The organism is Wocania ichthyoenteri Th78 (genome assembly GCF_000789235.1).
GTDB classification, from domain to species: domain Bacteria; phylum Bacteroidota; class Bacteroidia; order Flavobacteriales; family Flavobacteriaceae; genus Wocania_A; species Wocania_A ichthyoenteri.
Genome location: NZ_KN525716.1, coordinates 3,175,367 through 3,198,615 on the forward strand (window position 1 = coordinate 3,175,367; position 23,249 = coordinate 3,198,615).

Below are 23,249 nucleotides of genomic sequence, written 5' to 3' on the forward strand. Positions count from 1 at the left end.
AAATGAACAAAGAAAGCGACATATTAAAATGGTTTGACGGAGAAATCTCTACTATTGAGATTAAAAAGTTATATCCAGATGAAGACTTTTCTGTACTAGAAAAGGCAGGCTTTTATTCCAAGCAAATTGATGCGCCTAAAGTTGATGTACAAAAAGCTTTATCAGATTTTAAAACTAGAACATTTAAAAAAGAAGAGCCTAAAGTAATTCCTTTAAATTTTCAATCGTTTTTAAAGATAGCTGCCATTTTGGTTGTTATGTTAACATCGTCTTATTTTTTATTCTTTAACAATACAAAATCATATTCAACAGAAATTGCCCAAACAGAAACGTTTAAACTGCCAGATGATTCTGAAGTTATTTTAAACGCACAATCTAAGCTATCCTTTAATAAAAAAGAATGGAAAAAAAGCAGAAGTCTTGATTTAGATGGTGAAGCATTTTTTAAAGTAATAAAAGGAGAGAAATTTACCGTTCATACAGATGTAGGTAGCATTCAAGTTTTAGGAACACAGTTTAATGTAAAAGAGCGTGCAAATTATTTTGAAGTACAATGTTATGAAGGCTCTGTAAGTGTTACACATAATAAAGAAAAAGTGATACTTACACCAGGAAAATCATTTAGAGTTATTAATAACGAAATTGATTTAACTAAAGACTTTAATGCTGAAAACCCATCTTGGTTAGCTAAAGAGTCTTCATTTGATAATGTGCCACTTTGGCAAGTTATTAATGAATTAGAAATTCAATATAATATAATTATTGATGCTTCAAAGGTCGATGTTACTAAAGCTTTTTCAGGAAGCTTTACGCACGTCGATAAAAATATTGCGTTGCAGTCTGTAACCATTCCGCTTAAATTAAGCTATAAAATAAATGGCAATAAAGTTGAGTTCTATAACTATGCTAAGAACTAAATACCTAATAATTTTATTTACTGCCTATTGTTCTTTTTCCTTTGGTTTTCAAACTGAAGAAAGGATGCCTTTATTGGATTTAATGCAGAAATTAGAAAAACAATTTGATGTTAAGTTTTCCTATTCGGTAAATGATGTAAGTGGTGTTTTGGTTAACACACCGAACAAATCAGATACATTAAACCAAATTATTGACACTTTAAATGCTACAACACTTTTAAATTTTAAATTTCTTAACGAGCGTTATGTAACCGTTTCTACCATCAATAAAACTATATCTATTTGTGGCGTTTTGGTTTCAGAAAAAAACAAAGAACCTTTACTTGGAGCTTCAGTTTTAATTAGGAATACAACAAAAGGTGTTATTACAAATATTGACGGCGCTTTTAATTTGAATGAAGTTGATGTAAATGAAACTATAATCATATCCTTTTTAGGTTTTGAAACACAACTTTTTAAAGCTGCGGATTTAATGTTATTGCAAAACACTTGCAAAACAATAGAAATGCAAGTGAAAAATGAAGAACTCAATCAGGTTTTAATATCAAAGTTTTTAACCACTGGTTTACAAAAACGCATAGATGGGAGCACTATTTTAAATACGGAGAAGTTTGGCATTTTACCAGGGCTTACAGAACCAGATATTATGCAATCTATTCAAGCTTTACCAGGGGTAGAAAGTGTTAACGAAAGTATTGCAAACATTAATGTCCGAGGAGGTACGAATGACCAAAACCTAATACTTTGGGATGACATTAAAATGTATCATTCTGGACATTTTTTCGGGCTTATATCTGCTTATAACCCTTATTTAACAAACAAAGTTACAGTTGCCAAAAACGGTACTTCAAGCGAATTTAGTGATGGTGTTTCTAGTACCATTAGTATGTCAACAAAAAACAAAATAGAGGACGTTTTTACTGGCGGTTTAGGTATTAATTTAATACATGCCGATGCTTTTTTTGAAATACCATTAAGTGAAAAATTAGCGTTGCATATATCTGGAAGGCGATCATTTACAGATGTTTTTAACTCACCGACTTACGATACTTATTTTGAGCGTAGTTTTCAAGATAGTGAGTTGACTACTAACAGCGATAATATAAGTGAAAGCAACAAGTCGTCTGAGTTTTTCTTTTACGATTATACAGCAAAACTGCTTTTTGATTTTAATGAGAATCATAAATTTAGAGCCAATATTATTGGCATAAATAATAATTTAGATTACACTGAAAGCTATACCAATACTGATGATGAAACGGAATCTAAAACTAGTAACTTAAAGCAACAAAATTTAGGTATTGGAGCTAGCTGGAATGCCCTTTGGAGTAATAAGTTTACAACAAATTTTAATGTTTTTTACTCAAAATATAATGTTGATGCTGTTGATTATAGAATTGAAACCGATCAAAAACTAACGCAAGCAAATGAAGTATTAGAAACTGGAATTAAGCTTAAAACTAATTTAAAGATTAATAATTACTTAAACCTTTTGAGTGGTTATCAATTTAGTGAAATTGGTATTTTGAACGAAACCACTGTAAGTGCACCTTCTTATGATAAAACTAAAAAAGATGTATTGTTAAATCATGCGATTTTTAGCGAAATAGAATTTAAAAAACATAATACTTATCTCAGATTAGGGGTTAGAGGGAATTATTTTCAAAAATTCAATAAAATTTTGATAGAGCCTAGATTAAATTTTAGGCAAAAACTAAGTCATTATTTTGCATTAAAGTTACAAGGCGAATTTAAAAACCAATCTGCAACTCAGATTATAGATTTTCAAGATGATTTTTTAGGAGTTGAAAACCGCCGTTGGATTTTAGCTAATGAAAAAGAAATAAAGATTTCTGAAAGCAAACAAGCCTCTTTAGGTTTTGAGTATAATCAAAACAATCTAGTGATAGATGTAGAAGGTTTTTATAAAGTTGTTGAAGGAATTACAGCTTCTAATCAAGGGTTTTATAATAATTTTCAATACTTAAATGCTACAGGAAGTTATCATGTAAAAGGAGTAGAATTTCTTATAAACAAAACAGCAAATAAATATAGTACATGGTTAAGTTATACTTATAGTATTAATGATTACAAATTTGAAAGTTTTACGCCATCCGTTTTTCCCAATAATGTAGATATTAGACATTCGGTGTCTTTGGCTTTTAATTATGATATTGTAGATAACTTAAAAATATCAATTGGTGGTATTTGGAGATCTGGTCATCCCTACACAAAACCAGTTGAAGGAAATGAAACCATACAGAATGGTAATAACACAGTAGTCAATTACGATTTGCCTAATAATGAAAATTTAGATAATTTCATGAGATTAGATGCTTCGGTTAAATATAATTTTAATATTTCAAACACCACTAATGCCTCTATAAGTGCAGGAGTTATTAATCTTATTAATAAGAAAAACAGTATTAACAGATATTATGAGGTAGATCCAGAGAACTCTAACTCAGCTATTCAAATAAACAATAAATCCCTTGGTTTAACCCCAAATTTAAGTCTAAGAATAAATTTTTAAAAAAAGAATCATTATAAAAAAATCGACAAAAAGTAATATTTTAACGATTAAACGTTGTTTTATGTGATTTTTTTTATATTTTTGTCAAACCTAAATCTTAAAATAAAATGAAAAAGTTAACTCTACTTATGTTGTTTTGTATAGCAACAATTACTTCAAAAGCACAAGATATTGATGCACTTCTTGCTGCTGGTGTCGATAACGCAGAACGATTTGCTAATGATTATTTAGCACCTGGAACAGATGGTTTAATATATAGTATGAATGCCAACTGGTTTAATACGGCTGATGCTAAACCTTTGGGAGGTTTTGAAATTTCTATTATTGCTAATGCTGCAACAATACAAAATAGCCACAAATCATTTTTAATGAATATTGCTGATTATAACAGTAATCCAGATCAGGATTTTACAGTTGAGTTTGCTGATCAATCCAATACAAAAATGGTAGCAACTGCTTTAGGTGAAAATAGTTCAGATATAAACATTGTAGTAACTTATGATGATCCTATTTTAGGAGAGCAACAAGAAACTATTACCTTGCCTAGTGGTATTGGTTCGGGTACTGCCAATCTATTGCCAACAGCATTTATTCAAGGCGCATTAGGACTTAGTAAAGGCATAGAAATTAAAGCGCGTTTTATTCCTAAAATTGATACTGATGATGTGGATTTAAGTATGTACGGAGCTGGATTGCAAATGGAATTTACAAAATGGCTACCTGCAGATAAACTACTGCCAGTAGCAATATCTGGTTTAGTTGCTTACACGCATTTAGATGGCTCTTACGATTTAACAGATTCATCTGGAATAAGTGGAAATAATCAACGCTTAGAAAATGATACAAATACTTGGTTGTTTCAATTAATAGCCTCTACCAAATTACCAATAATTAACTTTTATGGTGGTTTAGGATATATCAAGGGTAAGTCTGAATCGGATTTATTAGGAACTTATACTGTTAATAACGGGCCTTTATTTTCTGAGACAATAACCGATCCTTTTTCAGTGTCAAGCGAAGTGTCTGGAGTTAGAGGGACTATTGGTACCAAATTAAAATTAGGCTTTTTCAGATTGAATGCCGAATACCATTTAGCCGAATTTAATGCCTTTTCAGTAGGTATAAACTTTGGGTTTAGATAAAACTCTTTTTTGTAAAATAAAAAAAAGATATTTTAATAATTTATGTTTTAGTTAGTTTATATTAGTTATTTGAATTTAAAGTGCAGGATTTAATCTTGCACTTTTTTTATTTACAGCATTTAAATTCATACTTTTGTTAACCAAAATTAATAGCTTTTAAAACAAACAAAAGTCATGTTTTAAGTAAATAAAAAGCATGAATTTTGACTAGAATTTATAACAAATCACAAATCATTTAAAAAATAAACTTATGAAAGTTACAGTAGTTGGAGCAGGTGCAGTTGGCGCTAGTTGTGCAGAATATATTGCAATTAAAGACTTCGCTTCGGAAGTTGTTTTGCTAGACATTAAAGAGGGCTATGCCGAAGGTAAAGCTATGGATTTAATGCAATGTGCATCTTTAAACGGGTTTGATACTAAGATTACAGGTATCACAAACGATTATAGTAAAACAGCAGATAGCGATATTTGTGTAATTACTTCTGGAATTCCTCGTAAACCAGGAATGACTCGCGAAGAATTAATTGGGATTAATGCAGGTATAGTAAAATCAGTATCGTCAAGTTTAATTGAGCATTCTCCAAATACAATTATTATAGTAGTAAGTAATCCTATGGATACGATGACGTATTTAGTTCATAAATCAACTAACCTTCCTAAAAACAGAATTATAGGCATGGGTGGTGCTTTAGATTCTGCTCGTTTTAAATACAGATTAGCCGAAGCTTTAGAAGCTCCAATTAGCGATGTAGACGGTATGGTAATTGGTGGACATAGCGATACTGGTATGGTGCCATTAACATCACATGCTACACGAAACAGTATAAAAGTATCTGAATTTTTAAGTGAAGACAGATTAAATCAAGTAAAAGAAGACACCAAAGTTGGTGGAGCAACATTAACTAAATTATTAGGTACCTCGGCTTGGTATGCACCAGGTGCAGCAGTTTCTGGATTAGTACAAGCTATTGCTTGCGATCAAAAGAAAATGTTTCCATGTTCAACTTTATTAGAAGGTGAATATGGTTTAAGCGATTTATGTATTGGTGTACCAGTAGTTTTAGGCAGAAATGGTATAGAACGTATTGTAAATATAGAACTTAGTGATGCCGAAAAAGCACATATGCAACAAAGTGCTGAAGGTGTTAAGAAAACTAATGGCTTACTTGAGTTTTAAAATTAAATCTTTTAAAATAGATATTTACGTAAAGACTGTAGAAATACAGTCTTTATTTTTTATATACTCAAAAAAAAAATAGGATTTCGGAGAATTTAGGGTTGACATTTTTTCTTTTATCGAAGCAAAATTTTAAAGCATAGCTGTAGTTACGGAGATAAATTTTAATAAAGAGAAAAGGAAAAAGATGGGTATAAAAATTAGGAATACTATTAGTTTTGAGTATATTTGGCGCATGAAGGCAAAATGGTACATTAGTGCTTTAATTATTATACTTACTCTATTTGGTGCTATTTCTCAGCAGCAAATTACTGTGCCAAATCAAGAAATTGTATTACAGTTTACAAATACTTCCATAACATCTCAGGACACTCAAAATACTATTGCTATTGTAAAAAAGCAATTGCAAGATTTAGGTGTTAGTAATATTAAAATAAAGGAAGAAGAAAACGGAAAGCTAGTAATTACTTATTACAGTGATACTGATGTAGCCAGTATAAAAAAGACCTTTACAAAAGAAAAAAACATAGTTTTAGATTATGCTTTTAGTAATCAAAATGAAGACTCTTCAAAGCTTCCTTTTGATGAAGAGAAAATCAGCTATAATCTTGATGTTTATGAAATTCAAAACGGAAGTGATGTTGAATGGGATTTAAACGGTGTTTCTGTTGTTGAGTTAAAAGCTGAAAGCAATAGATTTTCAAATCCAAATATATATGCTTTTATTAATGCTGTTGAAATAAACAAAAGCATTGAAAAAGTAGCCTATAAAATACACTATAATATTGCCATTGCAATAGACAATACTTCATATAAAATACCTGAAGTTAGAGCTGGACCTTTAGCTTAAATTCAGAAAAATTAGCTTTTATAATCAACCCAAGAGCTATCAAAATTATTAAAACATAAAATTGTCAAATCCCACGAAGTCAAAGATTCATGAATATAATATTATGAATTAAGAATCAATAAATAAAGTGGGAAACTAAAACACAAAAAAACACAAAATGCAAAATAAAGGATTAGTAAAATTATTTGCGCTTTTGTTTGGTTTGGTAAGTATTTACCAATTATCATTCACATTCAAAGCCAATCAAATTGAGAGCGAAGCTCAAGAAATCGCTATAAATAAAATAGCCGATACAGAGGAAAACTACAGAGCAAAAAGAAGCATTGAAGAAACAAACTACTTAGAATCTATAGCCACCGATACCGTTTATAATATAGGTATTGCAAAATTCACTTATAATGATGTGAAGCAAAAAGCTATGAATCTAGGTTTAGATTTAAAAGGAGGTATTAACGTAATTTTACAAGTATCGGTTAAAGATATCTTAAAAGGATTGGCTAATAATACTAAAGACCCTGTTTTTAATAAAGCATTAGATGATGCTACAGAGCTTCAAAAAGATAGCCAAAATACGTATTTAGAAGATTTTTTCGTAGCATTTGATGCGATTAAAGGCGATACCAAATTAGCATCTCCGGATATATTTTATACCAAAGCATTAGATGGTGAGATAGATGGAAGTATGACTGATGATGAGGTTAAAGGTATCATAGAAACTAAGATTGATGAATCTATTGTATCTGCTTTCGAGGTATTGCGCAAACGTATTGATGAGTTTGGTGTAACGTCTCCAAACATACAACGTTTAGGGAATTCTGGTCGTATTTTAGTAGAATTACCAGGAGTTAAAGATGTTGAGCGTGCTACGGGATTATTACAAAGTACGGCACAATTAGAGTTTTGGGATGCTTATAAAGGTGAACAATTCTTTCCGTTTTTAGTACAAGCTAATGAGGTTTTAAAAGACATTGTTAAAGTTGATGAAGTGGTTGAGGATGTTGAGTCTCAAGATGAAGAAAGTGCAGAAGATTCACAAATTGATGCGCTTTTAGGAGAAGCTGAAACCGATTCAACTGCAGTTGCAACAGTAAACCCATTATTCGATTTAATAAAAGGTCAAGGCTATCAAGGAGGTCCAGTTATTGCAAGCTTCGAATTAAAAGATAGAGAAACAGTATTAAACTATTTAAGTTTACCCCAAGTTAGAGCTTTATTACCAGCAGAACAACGTTATGCGAAATTTGCATTTGGTAAACCAGACAAGGACAGTGAGCTTGTAGACTTATATGCTTTAGTTGGTAATAGAGAAGATGTACCGCAATTAAGTGGTGCTGTGGTAACTGATGCTAGTAACGAATTTAGTCCAGTAGGTAATAAGTCTGAAGTTGCCATGCAAATGAATGCAAAAGGGGCTAAGATTTGGGAAGAAATGACTGGTAGAGCATTTACTCAAGGCAGTCAAATAGCCATTGTTTTAGATAATATTGTGTATTCTGCTCCGGGGGTAACTACAGGACCAATTTCTGGAGGGCGTTCTTCAATCTCAGGAGATTTTACATTAAACGAAGCGATAGATTTAGCAAACGTATTACGTGCTGGTAAATTACCAGCATCAGCAGATATTATTCAAAGTGAAGTGGTAGGGCCGTCATTAGGTCAAGAAGCTATTGATAGTGGTACTAAATCATTTATGATTGCATTAGCATTAGTTTTACTTTGGATGATTTTTTACTATGGTAAAGCAGGTGGATTTGCAGATGTTGCTATGATATTAAACATCTTATTAATCTTTGGTATTTTATCGGGGTTAGGAGCTGTATTAACATTGCCTGGTATTGCAGGTATTGTATTGACTATTGGTATGTCGGTTGATGCCAACGTACTTATCTTCGAGCGTATTCGAGAAGAAATAGTTAAAGGTAAAGGGCAAAAAGAAGCCATTCAAGATGGATTTAAAAATGCCTTATCTTCAATTTTAGATGCGAATATTACAACAGGTTTAACGGCATTAATCTTATTTATTTTTGGTACAGGACCAATTAAAGGATTTGCAACTACCTTATTAATTGGTATTGGAACATCGTTATTTACGGCTATTTTTATTACAAGATTATTGGTAGACTGGTATGTAAACAAAGGCGGAAAATTAGATTTCTCAACAGGATTAACTAAAAACCTGTTTAGAAATATTAGTATTGAATTCTTAAAGAAACGTAAAGTAGCTTATATTATTTCTGCAACATTTATTATAGTAAGTTTAGGTTCTCTATTTACTAATAGTTTAGACCAAGGTGTCGATTTTGTTGGAGGTAGAACCTACCAAGTACGTTTTGCACAAGATGTTAGTGCTTCAGAAATTACATCAGCGCTTTCTGATGCTTTTGGTAGTGCAGATGCTAAAACCTTTGGTGATGCTAATCAATTAAAAATTACAACTAAGTATAAAGTAAACGAAACTGGAGCTGAGGTTGATGAAGAATTAAGAAAAGCATTATATACAGCATTAATACCACATTTAGATGGTGTGTCTTACGAAGATTTTATTAGTGATGCCGATACGAAAACGGTTGGCTTAATGAAGTATTATAAAGTAAGTCCAACCATTGCCGATGATATTAAACAAGCCTCATTTTGGGCTATTTTAGGGTCGTTAATTGTAGTATTCCTTTATATCTTATTGCGTTTTAAGAAATGGCAATACTCATTAGGTGCAGTAGCAGCTGTTTTTCATGATGTATTAATTGTATTAGGTGTATTCTCATTAACCTATAAGTTTATGCCATTTAGTATGGAAATAGATCAAGCATTTATCGCTGCTATATTAACGGTTATTGGTTATTCATTAAATGATACAGTGGTAGTATTCGATAGAATTCGTGAATTCTTTAACGAGCACACAGCTTGGAAATTCGATAAAGTGGTTAACGTATCATTAAGTAGTACATTAAGTAGAACACTAAATACATCATTAACAACGTTAGTAGTATTATTAGCCATCTTTATTTTTGGTGGTGATTCTATTAGAGGCTTTATGTTCGCCTTAATTGTAGGTGTAATAGTTGGTACCTACTCATCGTTATTTATTGCAACGCCAATAATGTACGATTCAGTAAATAAATTAGAAGGAAAAAAGAAGAAAGACTAACTCAAATTTTTTTCTTTATAGTGAGAAGCCTATCATGTATTTGATAGGCTTTTTTTTATTGTTTTACTCATTATTTTATAAAAAGACCTATAGGATTTTTAAGACCTAACAAGTATAAAGTTGAGGTGTAAATCTCTATTTTTAATGGTTTTCTTTTAAAAACGCTTTAGGAAATTTAGACTTAAACCTATTTAATCTAGGGATAGATACATTTCTGATATAAGAATTATTAGGATTTAATTTTTCATAATCTTGGTGGTAATCTTCGGCTACCCAAAATTTTTGAAAAGGATATACTTCAGCTGCGATTTGGGCATTCAAGGCTTCAGCTAGAGCTTCTTTTTTCTTTAAAATAATTTGCTTTTGAGTTTCATTTTGATAAAAAATAATAGAACGGTATTGAGAGCCTATATCATTGCCTTGTCCGTTTACTTGTGTAACATTCTGTGAAGCAAAATATACATCAACTAAAGTTTTAAAACTTACAATTTTTGGATCGTAAATTATTTCAACAGCTTCGGCATGACCTGTTCTCCCTGTATTACTTGATGCATAAGTTGGGTTTTTTGTATGTCCGCCAGCATATCCTGAAATAGATTCTTCAACGCCTTTAACACTTTCGTAAATAGCTTCAACACACCAAAAACAACCGCTAGCAAAATAAGCACGAGCTTTACCATTTTTAATGGGTACTTCAATCGGTTTAGCATTAATTACATCTTGTTGCTTTTTGTTAACCTGTGCTGTGTTTTGGCAACTAAATAATAAGACTACTATAAATAAAGGAATCAACTTGTTCATTTTGTGTTTTTCTTTTTTTCAATAGACGAATAAAAATACAAAACCTTAATAATTAGTGTGTAAAAGTTTTATTAAATAAAAAAGCCTTTCGTTACGAAAGGCTTTTAAAAATTTATGTTTTTAAACTGGAATTAAAGTTTTGCAAACATTTTTTCCATTTTTGCTTTTTGCTCATCTGCTAAAGCAGCATCAACTAAAATACGACCACTATGCTCGTCTGTAATTACTTTTTTACGTGAAGCAATTTCTACTTGAACTTGCGGCGGAATAGTAAAGAAAGATCCTCCAGAAGCACCTCTTTCAATAGCTACTACTGCTAAACCGTTCTTAACGTTTTTGCGAATTCTATTATAGGCAGATACTAAGCGCTCTTCAATTTGTGTTTTATAATCTTCAGATTTTGAGATTAAAGCTTGTTCTTCTTTTTCTGTTTCTGCTAAAATAGCATCTAACTCACTCTTTTTGTGCTTAAGGTGGTTTTCTCGCTCTTTTACACGTTCTTTAGTCTCAGCTATAACTTCTTTTTTCTGTTCTATTTGAACTTTGAATTCTTTGATATGCTTTTCAGCTAATTCAATTTCTAATTCTTGAAATTCAACTTCTTTAGTAAGCGAATTAAACTCTCTGTTATTCCTAACATTTTTTTGTTGCTCGCTATACTTTTTAATTAAGGCTTTAGCTTCTTCAATAAGATTTTTCTTTGAAGTAATATCGTTATCAATTACTTCTAAACTACCCATAAGTTTTTCTAACCTAATGTTTAGTCCAGCAACTTCATCTTCTAAATCACGAACTTCTAATGGAAGTTCTCCACGAACATTTCTTATTTCATCTATACGAGAGTCGATGAGTTGTAAATCGTATAAAGCTCTTAAGCGCTCTTCTACAGTTACTTCTTTCTTTTTAGCCATACTTTAAAAATACTTAACAGGATTGGTATTTGTCTTTGATAAAACGACTGCAAAATTAGTAATTTTTTTTGTAAGATATGCTACTAAAAGGTTTTTTGTGAACTGTTCGCTTTCATAATGTCCAATATCTGCCAAAAGTATGCTGCTTTCTGCTATAAAAAAATCATGATATTTTAAATCAGCAGTTATAAATGCATCAGCACCAGAGGCTTTAGCTGCTTGGATTGCAAAACTACCCGAACCGCCCAAAACAGCTACTTTTTTTATGGGTTTGTTTGTAAAATCAGAATGTCTAATGCATGCGGTATTCATTTTAGTTTTTACGTGATTTAAAAAGCTTGATGCTTCCATTGCTTCTTTAAATTCACCAATCATACCCATACCAATATTTTGGTTTTTATTTTCTAAAGTCGTTATTTCATAAGCAACTTCTTCATAACTATGAGTTTTAAAAAGCGTTTTGAGTATTTTAGATTCTAAATGCTTAGGGTAAGTGATAGATATTTGAGTTTCTTCTTCGGTATTTAAAATATCTTTTTCGCCAATAGTTGGATTTGAATTTTCGTTGCCTTTGTATGTTCCTAATCCTTCAATATTAAAGCTGCAATCATTATAATTACCAATATTTCCTGCACCCACATTAAATAAAGCAGTTCGCAATTGTTCTGCTTCATTTTTTGGTGCATAAGTTATTAATTTTTTTATGGTTTCGCTTTGGGGAATTAAAATTTGTTTGTTTATTAATTCTAATTGATTACAAATCATATCGTTTACACCTTGTAAAGCATTATCTAAAGCGGTATGTATAGCGTAAATAGCGATGTCGTTTTTAATGGCTTTTAAAACCACACGCTCTACATAATTTTTGCCGGTGAGCTTTTTTAAACCTTTAAAAATGATAGGGTGGAAGCTAACAATGAGATTGCAGTTTTTTTCAATAGCTTCGTCTACAACAGTTTCAAGTGTGTCTAAAGTGGCTAAAACACCAGTTATTTTTGCGTTTTTATCACCTACTAAAAGCCCTACATTATCAAAATCTTCGGCGTAAGCCAAAGGCGCGAGTGTTTCTAAATGATTTATGACATCTTGAACTATCATATTATTTTTTGGTATTGATTTAAAACAAATATAAATATTATATTTTCGTAGCTGTGAAGCTAATTAGAAAAATATTATTCCCGCTTGTTCCTATATATTATTTAGTGACTTGGTTGCGAAACAAATTATATGACTTAGGAATTAAAAAATCTGTATCATATAATTTCCCTGTAATATGTGTTGGTAATTTAAGTGTTGGTGGTACTGGTAAAACACCTATGATTGAGTATTTAATTAAACTGCTTAAAAATGATTTTAAATTGGCTACACTAAGCCGAGGTTATAAACGTAAAACAAAAGGATTTCAATTGGCTGATGTAAATTCGACTGCAGAGTCTATTGGTGATGAACCTTTTCAGTTTTATAATAAGTTTAAAAATGATATTTTGGTAGCTGTTGATTCGGATAGAAATAATGGCATTAAAAACTTAAGAAATTTAGAAAATAAACCTGAGGTTATTTTACTTGATGATGCGTTTCAGCACCGCAAAGTAATAGCTAGTTTTAATATTTTACTAACTACTTACAATAATATTTATACTGAAGATTTTGTGTTGCCAACTGGTAATTTACGCGAGCCTAAAAGTGGTGCCAAACGTGCAAATGTTATTATTGTTACTAAATGCCCGAATGATTTAAAAGAGTCTGAGAAAGTTGTTATTTTAAATAAATTGAAATTACAAAGTTACCAGTTTGCTTTTTTTAGCTCAATAGCATATTCAAATGAAGTTTTTTCTAATGATACATCTAAAAATTTTGAATCTTTACATGATTTTACTTTGGTTACTGGAATAGCAAATGCAAAACCTTTAGTTGATTTTTTAGAAGCTAAAAATTTGAGATTTGAACATTTAGACTTTAAAGACCACCACGAGTTTTCGCAACAAGATATTGTTCTTTTAGAAAAGCAAGAATTAATTATTACAACTGAAAAAGATTATATGCGACTAAAACAGCATGAATCTTTAAAAGATAAACTGTTTTATTTACCAATAACTGTTGTTATAGATAATAAGATAAAGTTTAATGAATTAATTAAGCAAGCAGTTAAGCACTAGTAGAAGAGTTCTTTTTTGAAGCTAATGCATTATAGAGTTTTTTCTCAAACTCTTCTTGCTTGAATGGTTTAGGTATAATATCTGTAAAACCTGCTTCTTCAAACTCATGCATTTTATCTTCAATAGTTACAGCGGTTAATGCAAAAATGGTTAGTTCTTTATCAAAACTTCTAACAATTTTAGTAGCTTCAATTCCACTTATTCCTGGCATGTGTATATCCATCAAAATAATGTTATACGCATTGGTTTTAATCATTTCTACAGCAGCCTCACCATTATCAATAATATCGCATTTAAGATTCATTTTAGTAAGAATCTTTTTAGTTATCATTTGATTTATTTTATTGTCCTCAACTACTAAAATTTTAACATTAGTTAAATCTAATTCGCTGGTGTCTCCGCTAAAATAAGTTGGTGCTTTTTCTTTAATTTCTTCTACAGATGTGTATTCTAAAGGAATTTCAAAATAAAAAGTTGTGCCTTGTCCTAATTCACTTTTTAAATAAATATCCCCTTTTAAAATCTCAATTAAGCCTTTAACAATAGAAAGTCCTAAACCAGTGCCACCATATTTTCTATTAATTTGAATAGAGCCTTGGGAGAAACTTTCAAACATATTGTCTTGCTTTTCTTGGCTAATACCAATACCATTATCTTCTACTTCAAAACGTAAAGTATAGGTGTTATCACTTTGGTCAATTTTATAAACTCTAATCCAAATATCTCCATCTTTTGTAAATTTAATAGAGTTACCAATTAAGTTTATGAGTATTTGAGAAATCTTTAATTGATCTGCTATAAAGTTTTCAGGTAAATCTGCATCGTACTCAAAATGAATTTTAATATTGTTGTCTGAAGCTGAGTTATTTAATGCTAAAACAATATTGTTTATTTTCTTTTTTAAGTTGAAGGATTCTGGCTCGATATCTACTTTATTCGCTTCAATTTTATTTATTTGAAGAATATCATTTATAAATGTAAGTAGATAATCTCCTGAAAATTTAAGTGATTTTAAATGCTGAACTTGTTCTGGTTTTGGGTTTTCGTCTAGTAACATATTGCTTAAACCCGTTACAGCATATAGAGGTGTACGTAATTCGTGTGTCACTGTAGATAAGAAATTAGCCTTAGTTTTTGATGCTAATTCTGCCTTTTCTTTTGCAATAATAAGTTCTCCATTTTTTTTATGAAGCATATTGTTGGTTTTTAACCTTATGTTATTGTTTTTGTAAAGTGATAAGGTTAATAGGGACAATATGGTAATTAATGCGACACTTAAAATGGATATTAAAGTACTTAAATCGTTTTTGTTATTAGCTTCTTCTAATTCTTTAGCTTGTTTTTTGTTTTCCTCTGTTTTATCAGCAATTAAATACTGAACCTTTTTATCTGGCGATAAATTTGCTCGTTTAACAGCTCTAAGAGAATCTGATAGTTTTATATGTGCTTTTAAATAATTATTAGATAGTTTATAATCTCCAATGTTTTGATTTATCTCACTTAAAATTAAATAACCATCATTTAAAATATTGGCATATTTATTTTCTTTAGCAATTTGTATACCTTCACTAGCAAATTCTAATGCTTTTTCATTATCACCTAAGACACTATATATTTTACCATGATTTACTAATCCGTTACTTTGAATTTTTAAATAGTTATTCCTTTTTGCTAATGCAACTGCTTGCTCATTAAGTACTCTAGCTTTTCTAAAGTTTTTTAAACTCATATAAGTTTGTGCTTCGGCAAGTAAAACTTCACCTAAATTTTTGTTTAGTTCTTCTTCTTGAAATTTAGATTTTGCTGCGGTATATTGATCTAATGCTTGATAGTAGTTCTTTTTGCTTAAATAAATATCGCCAAAAACTTTACGGGATTTACCAATATTTATATTATCGTTTATTATATTTTGTACTTCTATTGCTTTATTTATAGATTTTATAGCATTATCTTCTTCTTCAATAATAAGTTGTAATTCTCCTTTTATTGCATAAATAATACCTTCGCTTTTTTTGTTGTTTGCATTTATTGCAATTTCTAAAGCTTCGTCAAGTTTTTTTTGAGCTTCGTAATAGTCGTAGCTTTCTATATCGTATTTAGCTTGCGTAATACGATAATCTATGTTGTTTTGAATAATTTCAGGGTCGTTTTCAATAGTGTTTTGAGAGTACAAGCTGAAGCTTATCAACATTAAAAAAGCATATATATAATTTTTTGTCTGGGGCATTTATATTTATTATTCTCGACAAATATAATTATTTTATCGATAAAAGCACATTTTTTTCCGACAAATTACACATTAAGTCGATTATTCTTTTAGAATATCCAGTTTCATTATCGTACCAACCTATTATTTTTACCATATTTCCGATAACAGATGTCATTTGAGAATCAAATATACAAGAATGTGCGTTTCCAACAATATCTATTGAAACTATTGGGTCTTCCGTATATTCTATAATGTCTCTATATTGGTTTTTTGAAGCTTCTTTAAATGCTTCATTTATGGTTTCAATAGAAACTTCTTTTTTTACATTAAAAGTAATATCTGTTAGCGAGCCATTTATGACAGGGACTCTAATACCGCAACCTCCAATGACATTGGCAAGATCGGGAAAAATTTTTGTTAATGCTTTAGCTGCACCAGTTGTTGTTGGTACAATAGATTGACTTGCTGCTCTTGATCGACGTAAATCGCGATGAGGCTGGTCGTGTAAACTTTGGTCTGTTGTGTATGAGTGTACCGTTGTTATGTAAGCTTGATTAATACCACAAAGTTTATTGATTACATCAATCATTGGTGCCGCATTGTTGGTGGTACACGAGGCGTTTGAAATAATGGTCTCTGTACCATCAATAATAGTATCATTTACACCAAGTACAATAGTTTTAATATCATCTTCTGCAGGTGGTACGCTTAAAATGATACGTTTTGCGCCATTATTTATATGATGTTGTAAATCGGGGAGAGTTTTAAATTTCCCCGAAGCTTCAATTACAAAATCAACATTAAAAGGTGTCCAATCTATTTGTTTTGGATGATTAGAATTTAAAAGTGGGATTTTTTTATTATTTACAATAATATTATTCTCATCATGAGAAACAGTACCATTAAATAACCCGTGAACACTATCGTATTTAAGTAGATGGCTTAAAGTTTTCGTGTCTGCTAAATCGTTTATAACAACAACTTGGATGTTTTTATAGTCTTGTAGTAATCTAAAAACACGTCTGCCAATTCTTCCAAAGCCATTAATGGCAACTTTAATCATAAATAAATAAATAAATAAATAATTAATTAATGTGTTTTTGAGCTTTATATGACGAGCGTACTAAAGCACTACTTTCTACATGACGAAAACCTAACTCTAAACCAATGTCTTCAAACTCTTTAAACTGCTCTGGATTAATAAATTGTTTTACAGGTAAATGCTTTTTACTAGGTTGGAGGTATTGCCCAATGGTAACTACATCAACATCATTGTCTTTAAGGTCATGAAGCGTAGCGATAACTTCTTCTCTAGTTTCGCCTAAACCAAGCATAATACCAGATTTTGTTCTGCGTTGCCCTTGTTGCTTTAAATATTTTAAAACACCTAAGCTTCTATCGTATTTTGCTTGTATGCGCACTTCGCGTGTTAGGCGTCTAACGGTTTCAATATTATGAGAGACTACTTCTGGAGCGACATCAATAATTCTATCAATATGTTGTTCAATCCCTTGAAAATCTGGAATTAAAGTTTCTAAAGTCGTTTCAGGATTCATTCGTCGAACAGCTTTTACAGTTTCTGCCCACATAATGCTTCCCATGTCTTTTAAATCATCTCTATCAACGCTAGTTAAAACTGCATGTTTAATCTTCATTAATTTAATAGAGCGTGCCACTTTTTCTGGTTCGTCCCAATCTACCGTTTCTGGTCGTCCAGTTTTAACACCGCAAAACCCGCAAGAACGTGTACAAATATTACCTAAAATCATAAAAGTTGCAGTGCCTTCTCCCCAGCATTCACCCATATTTGGACAGCTTCCTGAAGTACAAATGGTATTTAATTTGTATTTGTCGACTAAACTTCTTAGTTCGGTATATTTCTTTCCTGTTGGAAGTTTAACGCGTAGCCATTTTGGTTTAGCCTGTCTTTTGGGTAATATATTTGAAGCTGTATCTGTGTTCATCTAAATATCGAATTTCAAAAGCACAAAGATACAAAGTATTCTATTAAAAGTATCTTATAAAGTAGTTAGAAACCAAAGACTAAAACCTATTAAAAAAGCAATGCCTAGCCAGCTTAAAGCATCTAGTTTCTTTGATGGACGCCATTCTTTGGGTGTATGTTTACTAGAAATAAGTATATAATTTACTATGGCGAAAAATGGTGCTGTTAAGAATGATAGTATAGTAGCAATTTTAATAAGTAAACCCATTTCTGAAGCTAAAAAAATAAAAATGCCAATAGTTCCTAATGAAAGAAGTCCTATCCAAAATAGATAACCAAAATTTGTATGTTTTTTAAAAAGTAGTTTTGTTGTTTTCGCCATGGCTCTAGGTGTGGCATCTAGTGTTGTTAAAGTTGTACTAAACATAGTTGTAAAAGCTGCAATACCAATAATAATATATGCCCAACTCCAATTACCTAAACTAGTTTTGTACATATTTATTAGCTGATTAGAAAATTTACCTGCTGAATTACTAAATGATTCTCCACTGTTAAACATAACTAATGCACCTAATAGTAAAAAACCTATTCCTAGTATAATGGTACTAATATAACCAACATTAAAATCAAATATTGCAGATTTCGGACCAAATTTTTTAATGTTTTTTTTCTTTTCTACAACCCAAAGTGAGTTAATTACAGAAATATCTAATGGCGCTGGCATCCAACCCATAAAGGCTATCAAAAATGCAATTTCAATACTGTTTATTGGAAGTACTTGATTAAAATTAATAGGTTCTGTATTATTAATTAATGCTAAACTTACTGCTAAAATTGTAGTAATAGTTAATATTATAATTATAACCTTCATAAGGTTATCTAATAATTTATATTTCCCAGCAATAAGCAGGATTAAACAAATAATTATAATAATAACAGTCCATATTTCTATACTAAAAAAAATTCCAAATAGTGACGAAGCTAAACCTGCGGTTACAATAGTTACAGCGGTTTGAATTGTAAACATTGTTGCAAAAGTTATAATATAGTAAGTGACTAAAACGCCTTTTCCTAATTTTTTGTAACCATCCAAAAGGCTTTCTCCAGTAGCAGATGCATATCTTGGTCCAAATTGAAAAAAGGGATATTTAAATAAGTTTATTAATAGTAATGCCCATAATAAACCCAAGCCAAAATCGGCACCAGCACGAGTAGATTGTACTAAATGTGAAACACCTATAGCTGCACCAGCAAATAGCAAACCTGGACCAAGGTTTTTGAGTTTGCTAATCATTGCTTTTTATTAATAATTTCTGCCAATAACTTTTTAGCGCGAAGAAGCTTAACTTTAACATTATTTATTGGTTCTTTAAGTTCTGCTGAAATTTCTTTATAGCTTAACTCTTGAAAATACCTTAAATTTATAACTTCTTGATAATGAGGTTTTAGTTTTTTAATATCGCGAAGTAATTTGGCTAAATGTTGCTCGGTAATTAACTTATCTTCTGGCGAAGGAGATTCGTCTAAAACTTTAAATGCGTCTCGATCATCTTTTGAAATAACTTGAGTGATTGAGTTTTTTTCCTTCCGCAGTAAATCAATATGAATATTTTTTGAAATGGTAATTAACCAGGTTTTAAACTTGTAATTATCATCAAACGTTTTAATTTTATCAAAGGCCTTTGAGAATGTTTGAATAGTGATGTCTTCAGCATCATTCTCATTTTCAGTACGTTTTAATTGAAATCCATAAACGTTATCCCAAAACATATCCAATAAATAGTTGAATGCTTTTTGATCATTTTTTTTAGCGCGTTTTATTGCTTCCTCTATTTCCAATGGTTAGGTTTTGAAATAAGATTGTTTATAAAGATAGTTAATTGTGCAATAATTAAAAAGATTTCTAAGAAAGGAATCAAAATCAAAAGGTCTTCTTCATTTAATTTTTTTGTTGAAAACCCAAGAGTAAAATATTGCACAATGATTCGTAATAAAAGTAAAGAAATTACTATTTGCCAATTAAAATGAAACACCAATAATATTGAGGCTAAAACCCAGAACAGTAAGTTTAAAAGATAGATTAAAGCCAATAAAATTTTATGGCTTAGTTTATAATATTTGGCTGTAGAAACATGTCGCCTTTTCTGTTTAAACCAGTTTTTAAATGTTGTTTCTGGATTAGATTTTGTAAAACTATGTTTTGAAAAACAAATTGAAGTATTAGTTATGTTCGAAGCTTGGTTTATGAATAAATCATCATCACCAGATCGAACTTTCATGTGACTCATAAAGCCATTTGCATTAAAAAACTCGGTTTTAGTATAAGCTAAATTTCTACCAACACCCATATATGGAATACCTATTTTCGCAAACGAAAAATATTGAATAGCAGTAATTAAGGTTTCAAATCTAATAAGTTTATTTAAAAATGAATTTTTAATTTTTGAATACGCACCATAACCTAGAACAATTGTCTTTTTTGTGTTAAAATGAGAACACATTTCAGTAATCCAATGTTTTGAAACTGGCTTACAGTCAGCATCTGTAAATAATAAATGATTGTGTTTAGCTGCTTTTATGCCTAGTGTTAAAGCATACTTTTTGTTGCCCCAAAAGGCTTCGTTGTTTTTTACATCAACTATTTTTATGTTAGAATGTTGAAGTGCAAAGGCTTCCATTACTTGAAGTGTTTCATCATGTGAAGCATCATTAATTAATACAACCTCAAAAGTTGAATAATTTTGAGATATAATTGAAGGTAAAAATGTTTTTAAATTTTCAGCTTCATTTTTGGCGCAAATAATAACTGAAACAGGAAGGTTTTGTAGAGTACTCTTCTTTTGCTTTAGAAAAGCAAATTGCCCTAAAATAAATAAATAATAAATAACTTGAAAAAAAACTACAACAATAAATGTGTAGAATAAATAATCAAGAAAACCCATAAACAATTAAGAGTGTTGAGGTTCGTTACAGTCACTAAATTGATCAGGTGTTTTTCCACAAAAACCACAAGCTTCTCCATCTTTATTTAATACAGGGTTTTGACTTGCACAAGTGCCAGCAAACTTGCCATCTTTTTTTGCCCAAATTTTTATGGCAATTCCAGCAATTGCTATACCTAGTAAAGCAATGGTAATTAAAAGGAGTTTCATTTAGATAAAAATATTTTGTGCAAAGATAAAGCTTTTAACACTAATTTTTAAAGCGTTTAATGTGTTTAATGTGACATTGTTGCTTTTTCGTGTCTAACGTTTAATTATTATATTTAATCATCTAACCATTAAAATTATTTAATTATGAAAAAATTATTTGCAGAATTTTTCGGAACATTTTGGCTTGTTTTTGGAGGCTGTGGTAGTGCTATTTTTGCTGCTGGTTATCCAGATTTAGGAATAGGTTTTGTGGGCGTTTCTTTAGCATTTGGACTTACAGTTTTAACTATGGCTTATGCCGTTGGACATGTGTCTGGAGCACATTTTAATCCTGCGGTGTCTTTAGGTTTATGGGCAGGAGGTAAGTTTCCTGCAAAAGATTTATTAAGTTATATTATTGCTCAAGTTATTGGCGCTATCGCTGCAGCAGGCGTATTATTCTTAATAGTTTCTGGTAAATCTGATTTTATTGATATTGGTAGTTTTGCTGCCAATGGTTATGGTGATTTGTCACCAGGAGGTTATAGTATGGTGTCGGTTTTGGTTACTGAATTTGTTTTAACCATGTTTTTCTTATTAATTATTTTAGGAAGTACGTACCCTAAGGCACCTAAAGGGTTTGCGGGTATTGCAATTGGTTTAGCGTTAACGTTAATACATTTAATAAGTATTCCAATTTCTAATACGTCTGTTAACCCTGCTCGCTCAACAAGTCAAGCATTATTTGCAGGAGGCGAGTTCACTAGTCAACTATGGTTATTCTGGGTAGCTCCAATTGCGGGTGCCATAATTGCTGGTTTTATCCATAAAGTTTTTTTTGATAAAGAATAGTGAAAAAACTAAGAATTTTATAGCATAAAAAAGCCTTATTTTATTAAATAAAATAAGGCTTTTTTTTAATTATTCCTATTAATTTATTGCTATTGCAGACTAATTTGTGCCACAGAGTTTTCTACTGATGCAATACTATTTCCGCCTTTAGGCTCAATAGTAATTTTTAAGGCTAACGCATCTTCTGTATAAGGAAGTGATTTAAGTTGTCTGTCAGCTTCACTTAAAATACCTAAACTCACCATTTTGCCTTGCAATTCAGCCCAAATTTGGTAACATTGCTCTTCTGGCAATTGAGGTAGCGAAACCACATCAATCATAGATGTTTTTTCTTTAGGGTTTATGTAGGCTACAGTTTTTAAATCTTTTGCACGCTCGTTTCCTTTAATAATGTATTTTTCGGTTTCAGGATTATTAAGCTTTAAAAGCTGTCTCATCACATTATCAAGCATTTTATTGTTTTGTGCAATATCACTACGTAAATCAAAAATTTCATCTACAACTACTTGGTTTTCTTCAGAGAGCTTTTGATTTTGAGAGTAAAACAAATAAGATGTCCCAGCAAAAATTAGTGCAGCAATACTAGCAGCAACACTAAATTTGTACCATTTCTTAGATTTGTATGAGGTGTTTAATTTAACAACAGGTTTCTCATCAAGGGCTTCTAAAATATTATTTAAGATGCCTTTAGGTGCTTCAACAGCATTGCTTTTTGCAACTATTTCTAAGTTGTTTTGTAACGTGTTGTATGTGTTCTGTACTTCTGGGTATTTTAAAATATAAGTTTCAACCATTTCTGTTTCAGCAGAAGTAGTTTCACCTAGTAGATATTTTTCCAATAGGCCAGAACTTAAAAAAGTATTTATTTTCTCATTCATGACTTTATTTTTTAAGGATTATATATTTTTTTCAATTCTCGTAATCCAATTTTTAATCTCGATTTTATAGTTCCCAACGGAATATCTAATTCGTCGCTGGCTTCTTGTTGTGTCATGCCCTCAAAAAAGAGTGCATTAATCACTATTTGATATTTCTCATCTAAACTACTAAGGTGTTTTTTTATATCTAAAACATCTTGATTTAATTCTCCTGACGATACTTTATATACGGCAGAAGTCTCCATTTGGACTTCTTTTCCTGTTTTATTCTTTAAAGAGCGAATTTTGTCGATAGATGTATTATAAGCTATTCTGTATAACCAAGTAAACAATTTTGCTTTGCTAGCATCATATTTTTTTGAATATCTCCAAATCTTTACGAAAGTTTCTTGTAGTACATCTTGTGCCGTATCATCATCTGCTATTACTTTTTTAATAACACCGTATAATGCATCTGCATAGTTTTCATATAATAATGTTATGGCTTTTTTATCGCCATTTTCAAGTAAATTAACTATGTCTTTTTCTATGGGTGAAATCAAGATAAATTTGGTTTAAACAAGATGTTTATAGGTTAGTAATAAAATCAAAGTTAGAAATTT

At 30.7% G+C, this 23,249-nt stretch carries 20 protein-coding genes; 8 read left to right on the forward strand and 12 right to left on the reverse strand.

Annotated elements, in window-relative coordinates:
• Window positions 1-2: 2 nt before the first annotated feature.
• The 6 genes from RG22_RS13920 to secDF all read left to right on the forward strand — a co-directional run bounded on the left by RG22_RS13920 (window position 3) and on the right by secDF (window position 9,764).
• Complete coding sequence (locus RG22_RS13920) at window positions 3-917, forward strand: FecR family protein (protein ID WP_034044352.1); 915 nt, start codon at window positions 3-5, stop codon at window positions 915-917.
• Window positions 904-3,450: a carboxypeptidase-like regulatory domain-containing protein gene (locus tag RG22_RS13925; RefSeq protein ID WP_034046128.1), complete on the forward strand. Its 2,547-nt coding sequence runs from the start codon at window positions 904-906 to the stop codon at window positions 3,448-3,450. Before RG22_RS13920 ends, RG22_RS13925 begins: the two co-directional genes overlap by 14 nt.
• A gap of 107 nt (window positions 3,451-3,557) precedes the next feature.
• Window positions 3,558-4,592: a DUF6588 family protein gene (locus tag RG22_RS13930; protein ID WP_034044354.1), complete on the forward strand. Its 1,035-nt coding sequence runs from the start codon at window positions 3,558-3,560 to the stop codon at window positions 4,590-4,592.
• Between the two features lie 250 nt (window positions 4,593-4,842).
• Window positions 4,843-5,769, forward strand: a complete 927-nt coding sequence (mdh, locus tag RG22_RS13935; protein ID WP_034044355.1) for a malate dehydrogenase — start codon at window positions 4,843-4,845, stop codon at window positions 5,767-5,769.
• Between the two features lie 187 nt (window positions 5,770-5,956).
• On the forward strand, window positions 5,957-6,619 hold the full coding sequence (locus RG22_RS13940) for a hypothetical protein (protein ID WP_034044358.1): 663 nt from the start codon (window positions 5,957-5,959) through the stop codon (window positions 6,617-6,619).
• Between the two features lie 157 nt (window positions 6,620-6,776).
• Window positions 6,777-9,764 carry a protein translocase subunit SecDF gene (secDF, locus tag RG22_RS13945; protein ID WP_034044359.1) on the forward strand — a complete coding sequence of 996 codons (2,988 nt, stop codon included), beginning with the start codon at window positions 6,777-6,779 and terminating at the stop codon, window positions 9,762-9,764.
• A gap of 141 nt (window positions 9,765-9,905) precedes the next feature.
• On the opposite strand, the gene msrA is transcribed toward secDF, so the two are convergent.
• The 3 genes from msrA to RG22_RS13960 form a co-directional block, all read right to left on the reverse strand.
• Window positions 9,906-10,565 (reverse strand): peptide-methionine (S)-S-oxide reductase MsrA, encoded by a 660-nt coding sequence (gene msrA, locus RG22_RS13950; protein WP_034044361.1) that lies wholly within the window; start codon window positions 10,563-10,565, stop codon window positions 9,906-9,908.
• 131 nt (window positions 10,566-10,696) lie between these two features.
• Window positions 10,697-11,476 (reverse strand): zinc ribbon domain-containing protein, encoded by a 780-nt coding sequence (locus tag RG22_RS13955; protein ID WP_034044364.1) that lies wholly within the window; start codon window positions 11,474-11,476, stop codon window positions 10,697-10,699.
• Window positions 11,477-11,479: 3 nt separating this feature from the next.
• On the reverse strand, window positions 11,480-12,574 hold the full coding sequence (locus tag RG22_RS13960) for a Nif3-like dinuclear metal center hexameric protein (protein WP_034044366.1): 1,095 nt from the start codon (window positions 12,572-12,574) through the stop codon (window positions 11,480-11,482).
• Window positions 12,575-12,627: 53 nt separating this feature from the next.
• Between RG22_RS13960 and lpxK the strand changes: the two genes are divergently transcribed.
• Window positions 12,628-13,632, forward strand: coding sequence for a tetraacyldisaccharide 4'-kinase (lpxK, locus tag RG22_RS13965; RefSeq protein WP_034044369.1), 1,005 nt, complete (start codon window positions 12,628-12,630; stop codon window positions 13,630-13,632).
• On the opposite strand, the gene RG22_RS13970 is transcribed toward lpxK, so the two are convergent.
• Genes RG22_RS13970 through RG22_RS14000 form a run of 7 tightly spaced genes read right to left on the reverse strand, consistent with a single transcriptional unit; the run spans window position 13,622 to window position 20,938 of the window.
• A complete protein-coding gene (locus RG22_RS13970) occupies window positions 13,622-15,859 on the reverse strand; it encodes an ATP-binding protein (RefSeq protein ID WP_034044371.1) in 2,238 nt (745 codons plus the stop codon). The two genes, lpxK and RG22_RS13970, sit on opposite strands and share 11 nt — an antisense overlap.
• 28 nt (window positions 15,860-15,887) lie before the next feature.
• The gene (gene gap / locus RG22_RS13975) at window positions 15,888-16,904 is read right to left on the reverse strand and encodes a type I glyceraldehyde-3-phosphate dehydrogenase (RefSeq protein WP_034044373.1); all 1,017 of its coding nucleotides are present in this window, start codon (window positions 16,902-16,904) and stop codon (window positions 15,888-15,890) included.
• 22 nt (window positions 16,905-16,926) lie between these two features.
• The gene (gene lipA / locus RG22_RS13980; RefSeq protein WP_034044376.1) at window positions 16,927-17,805 is read right to left on the reverse strand and encodes a lipoyl synthase; all 879 of its coding nucleotides are present in this window, start codon (window positions 17,803-17,805) and stop codon (window positions 16,927-16,929) included.
• A gap of 54 nt (window positions 17,806-17,859) precedes the next feature.
• Complete coding sequence (locus RG22_RS13985; RefSeq protein WP_034044378.1) at window positions 17,860-19,080, reverse strand: Nramp family divalent metal transporter; 1,221 nt, start codon at window positions 19,078-19,080, stop codon at window positions 17,860-17,862.
• On the reverse strand, window positions 19,077-19,625 hold the full coding sequence (locus tag RG22_RS13990; RefSeq protein WP_034044381.1) for an RNA polymerase sigma factor: 549 nt from the start codon (window positions 19,623-19,625) through the stop codon (window positions 19,077-19,079). Before RG22_RS13990 ends, RG22_RS13985 begins: the two co-directional genes overlap by 4 nt.
• Window positions 19,616-20,728 (reverse strand): glycosyltransferase, encoded by a 1,113-nt coding sequence (locus tag RG22_RS13995; RefSeq protein ID WP_034044384.1) that lies wholly within the window; start codon window positions 20,726-20,728, stop codon window positions 19,616-19,618. The genes RG22_RS13990 and RG22_RS13995 overlap by 10 nt, the downstream gene beginning before the upstream one ends.
• Before the next feature lie 6 nt (window positions 20,729-20,734).
• The gene (locus tag RG22_RS14000) at window positions 20,735-20,938 is read right to left on the reverse strand and encodes a membrane or secreted protein (RefSeq protein ID WP_034044387.1); all 204 of its coding nucleotides are present in this window, start codon (window positions 20,936-20,938) and stop codon (window positions 20,735-20,737) included.
• A gap of 144 nt (window positions 20,939-21,082) precedes the next feature.
• Between RG22_RS14000 and aqpZ the strand changes: the two genes are divergently transcribed.
• Window positions 21,083-21,769: an aquaporin Z gene (gene aqpZ / locus RG22_RS14005; RefSeq protein WP_034044389.1), complete on the forward strand. Its 687-nt coding sequence runs from the start codon at window positions 21,083-21,085 to the stop codon at window positions 21,767-21,769.
• Window positions 21,770-21,858: 89 nt separating this feature from the next.
• Here the strand turns inward: aqpZ and RG22_RS14010 are convergent, their stop codons facing one another.
• Both RG22_RS14010 and RG22_RS14015 read right to left on the reverse strand, forming a co-directional pair.
• The gene (locus tag RG22_RS14010) at window positions 21,859-22,647 is read right to left on the reverse strand and encodes an anti-sigma factor (protein WP_034044392.1); all 789 of its coding nucleotides are present in this window, start codon (window positions 22,645-22,647) and stop codon (window positions 21,859-21,861) included.
• Between the two features lie 11 nt (window positions 22,648-22,658).
• Window positions 22,659-23,189 carry an RNA polymerase sigma factor gene (locus RG22_RS14015; RefSeq protein WP_034044394.1) on the reverse strand — a complete coding sequence of 177 codons (531 nt, stop codon included), beginning with the start codon at window positions 23,187-23,189 and terminating at the stop codon, window positions 22,659-22,661.
• Window positions 23,190-23,249 lie beyond the last annotated feature (60 nt).

What these genes read in the sequence shown, in the direction of transcription:
- RG22_RS13920 (WP_034044352.1), top strand. Translation starts at nt 3, where the DNA reads ATGAACAAAGAAAGCGACATATTAAAATGGTTTGACGGAGAAATCTCT.
- RG22_RS13925 (WP_034046128.1), top strand. Translation starts at nt 904, where the DNA reads ATGCTAAGAACTAAATACCTAATAATTTTATTTACTGCCTATTGTTCT.
- RG22_RS13930 (WP_034044354.1), top strand. Translation starts at nt 3,558, where the DNA reads ATGAAAAAGTTAACTCTACTTATGTTGTTTTGTATAGCAACAATTACT.
- mdh (WP_034044355.1), top strand. Translation starts at nt 4,843, where the DNA reads ATGAAAGTTACAGTAGTTGGAGCAGGTGCAGTTGGCGCTAGTTGTGCA.
- RG22_RS13940 (WP_034044358.1), top strand. Translation starts at nt 5,957, where the DNA reads ATGGGTATAAAAATTAGGAATACTATTAGTTTTGAGTATATTTGGCGC.
- secDF (WP_034044359.1), top strand. Translation starts at nt 6,777, where the DNA reads ATGCAAAATAAAGGATTAGTAAAATTATTTGCGCTTTTGTTTGGTTTG.
- msrA (WP_034044361.1), bottom strand. Translation starts at nt 10,565, where the DNA reads ATGAACAAGTTGATTCCTTTATTTATAGTAGTCTTATTATTTAGTTGC.
- RG22_RS13955 (WP_034044364.1), bottom strand. Translation starts at nt 11,476, where the DNA reads ATGGCTAAAAAGAAAGAAGTAACTGTAGAAGAGCGCTTAAGAGCTTTA.
- RG22_RS13960 (WP_034044366.1), bottom strand. Translation starts at nt 12,574, where the DNA reads ATGATAGTTCAAGATGTCATAAATCATTTAGAAACACTCGCGCCTTTG.
- RG22_RS13970 (WP_034044371.1), bottom strand. Translation starts at nt 15,859, where the DNA reads ATGCCCCAGACAAAAAATTATATATATGCTTTTTTAATGTTGATAAGC.
- gap (WP_034044373.1), bottom strand. Translation starts at nt 16,904, where the DNA reads ATGATTAAAGTTGCCATTAATGGCTTTGGAAGAATTGGCAGACGTGTT.
- lipA (WP_034044376.1), bottom strand. Translation starts at nt 17,805, where the DNA reads ATGAACACAGATACAGCTTCAAATATATTACCCAAAAGACAGGCTAAA.
- RG22_RS13985 (WP_034044378.1), bottom strand. Translation starts at nt 19,080, where the DNA reads ATGATTAGCAAACTCAAAAACCTTGGTCCAGGTTTGCTATTTGCTGGT.
- RG22_RS13995 (WP_034044384.1), bottom strand. Translation starts at nt 20,728, where the DNA reads ATGGGTTTTCTTGATTATTTATTCTACACATTTATTGTTGTAGTTTTT.
- RG22_RS14000 (WP_034044387.1), bottom strand. Translation starts at nt 20,938, where the DNA reads ATGAAACTCCTTTTAATTACCATTGCTTTACTAGGTATAGCAATTGCT.
- aqpZ (WP_034044389.1), top strand. Translation starts at nt 21,083, where the DNA reads ATGAAAAAATTATTTGCAGAATTTTTCGGAACATTTTGGCTTGTTTTT.
- RG22_RS14010 (WP_034044392.1), bottom strand. Translation starts at nt 22,647, where the DNA reads ATGAATGAGAAAATAAATACTTTTTTAAGTTCTGGCCTATTGGAAAAA.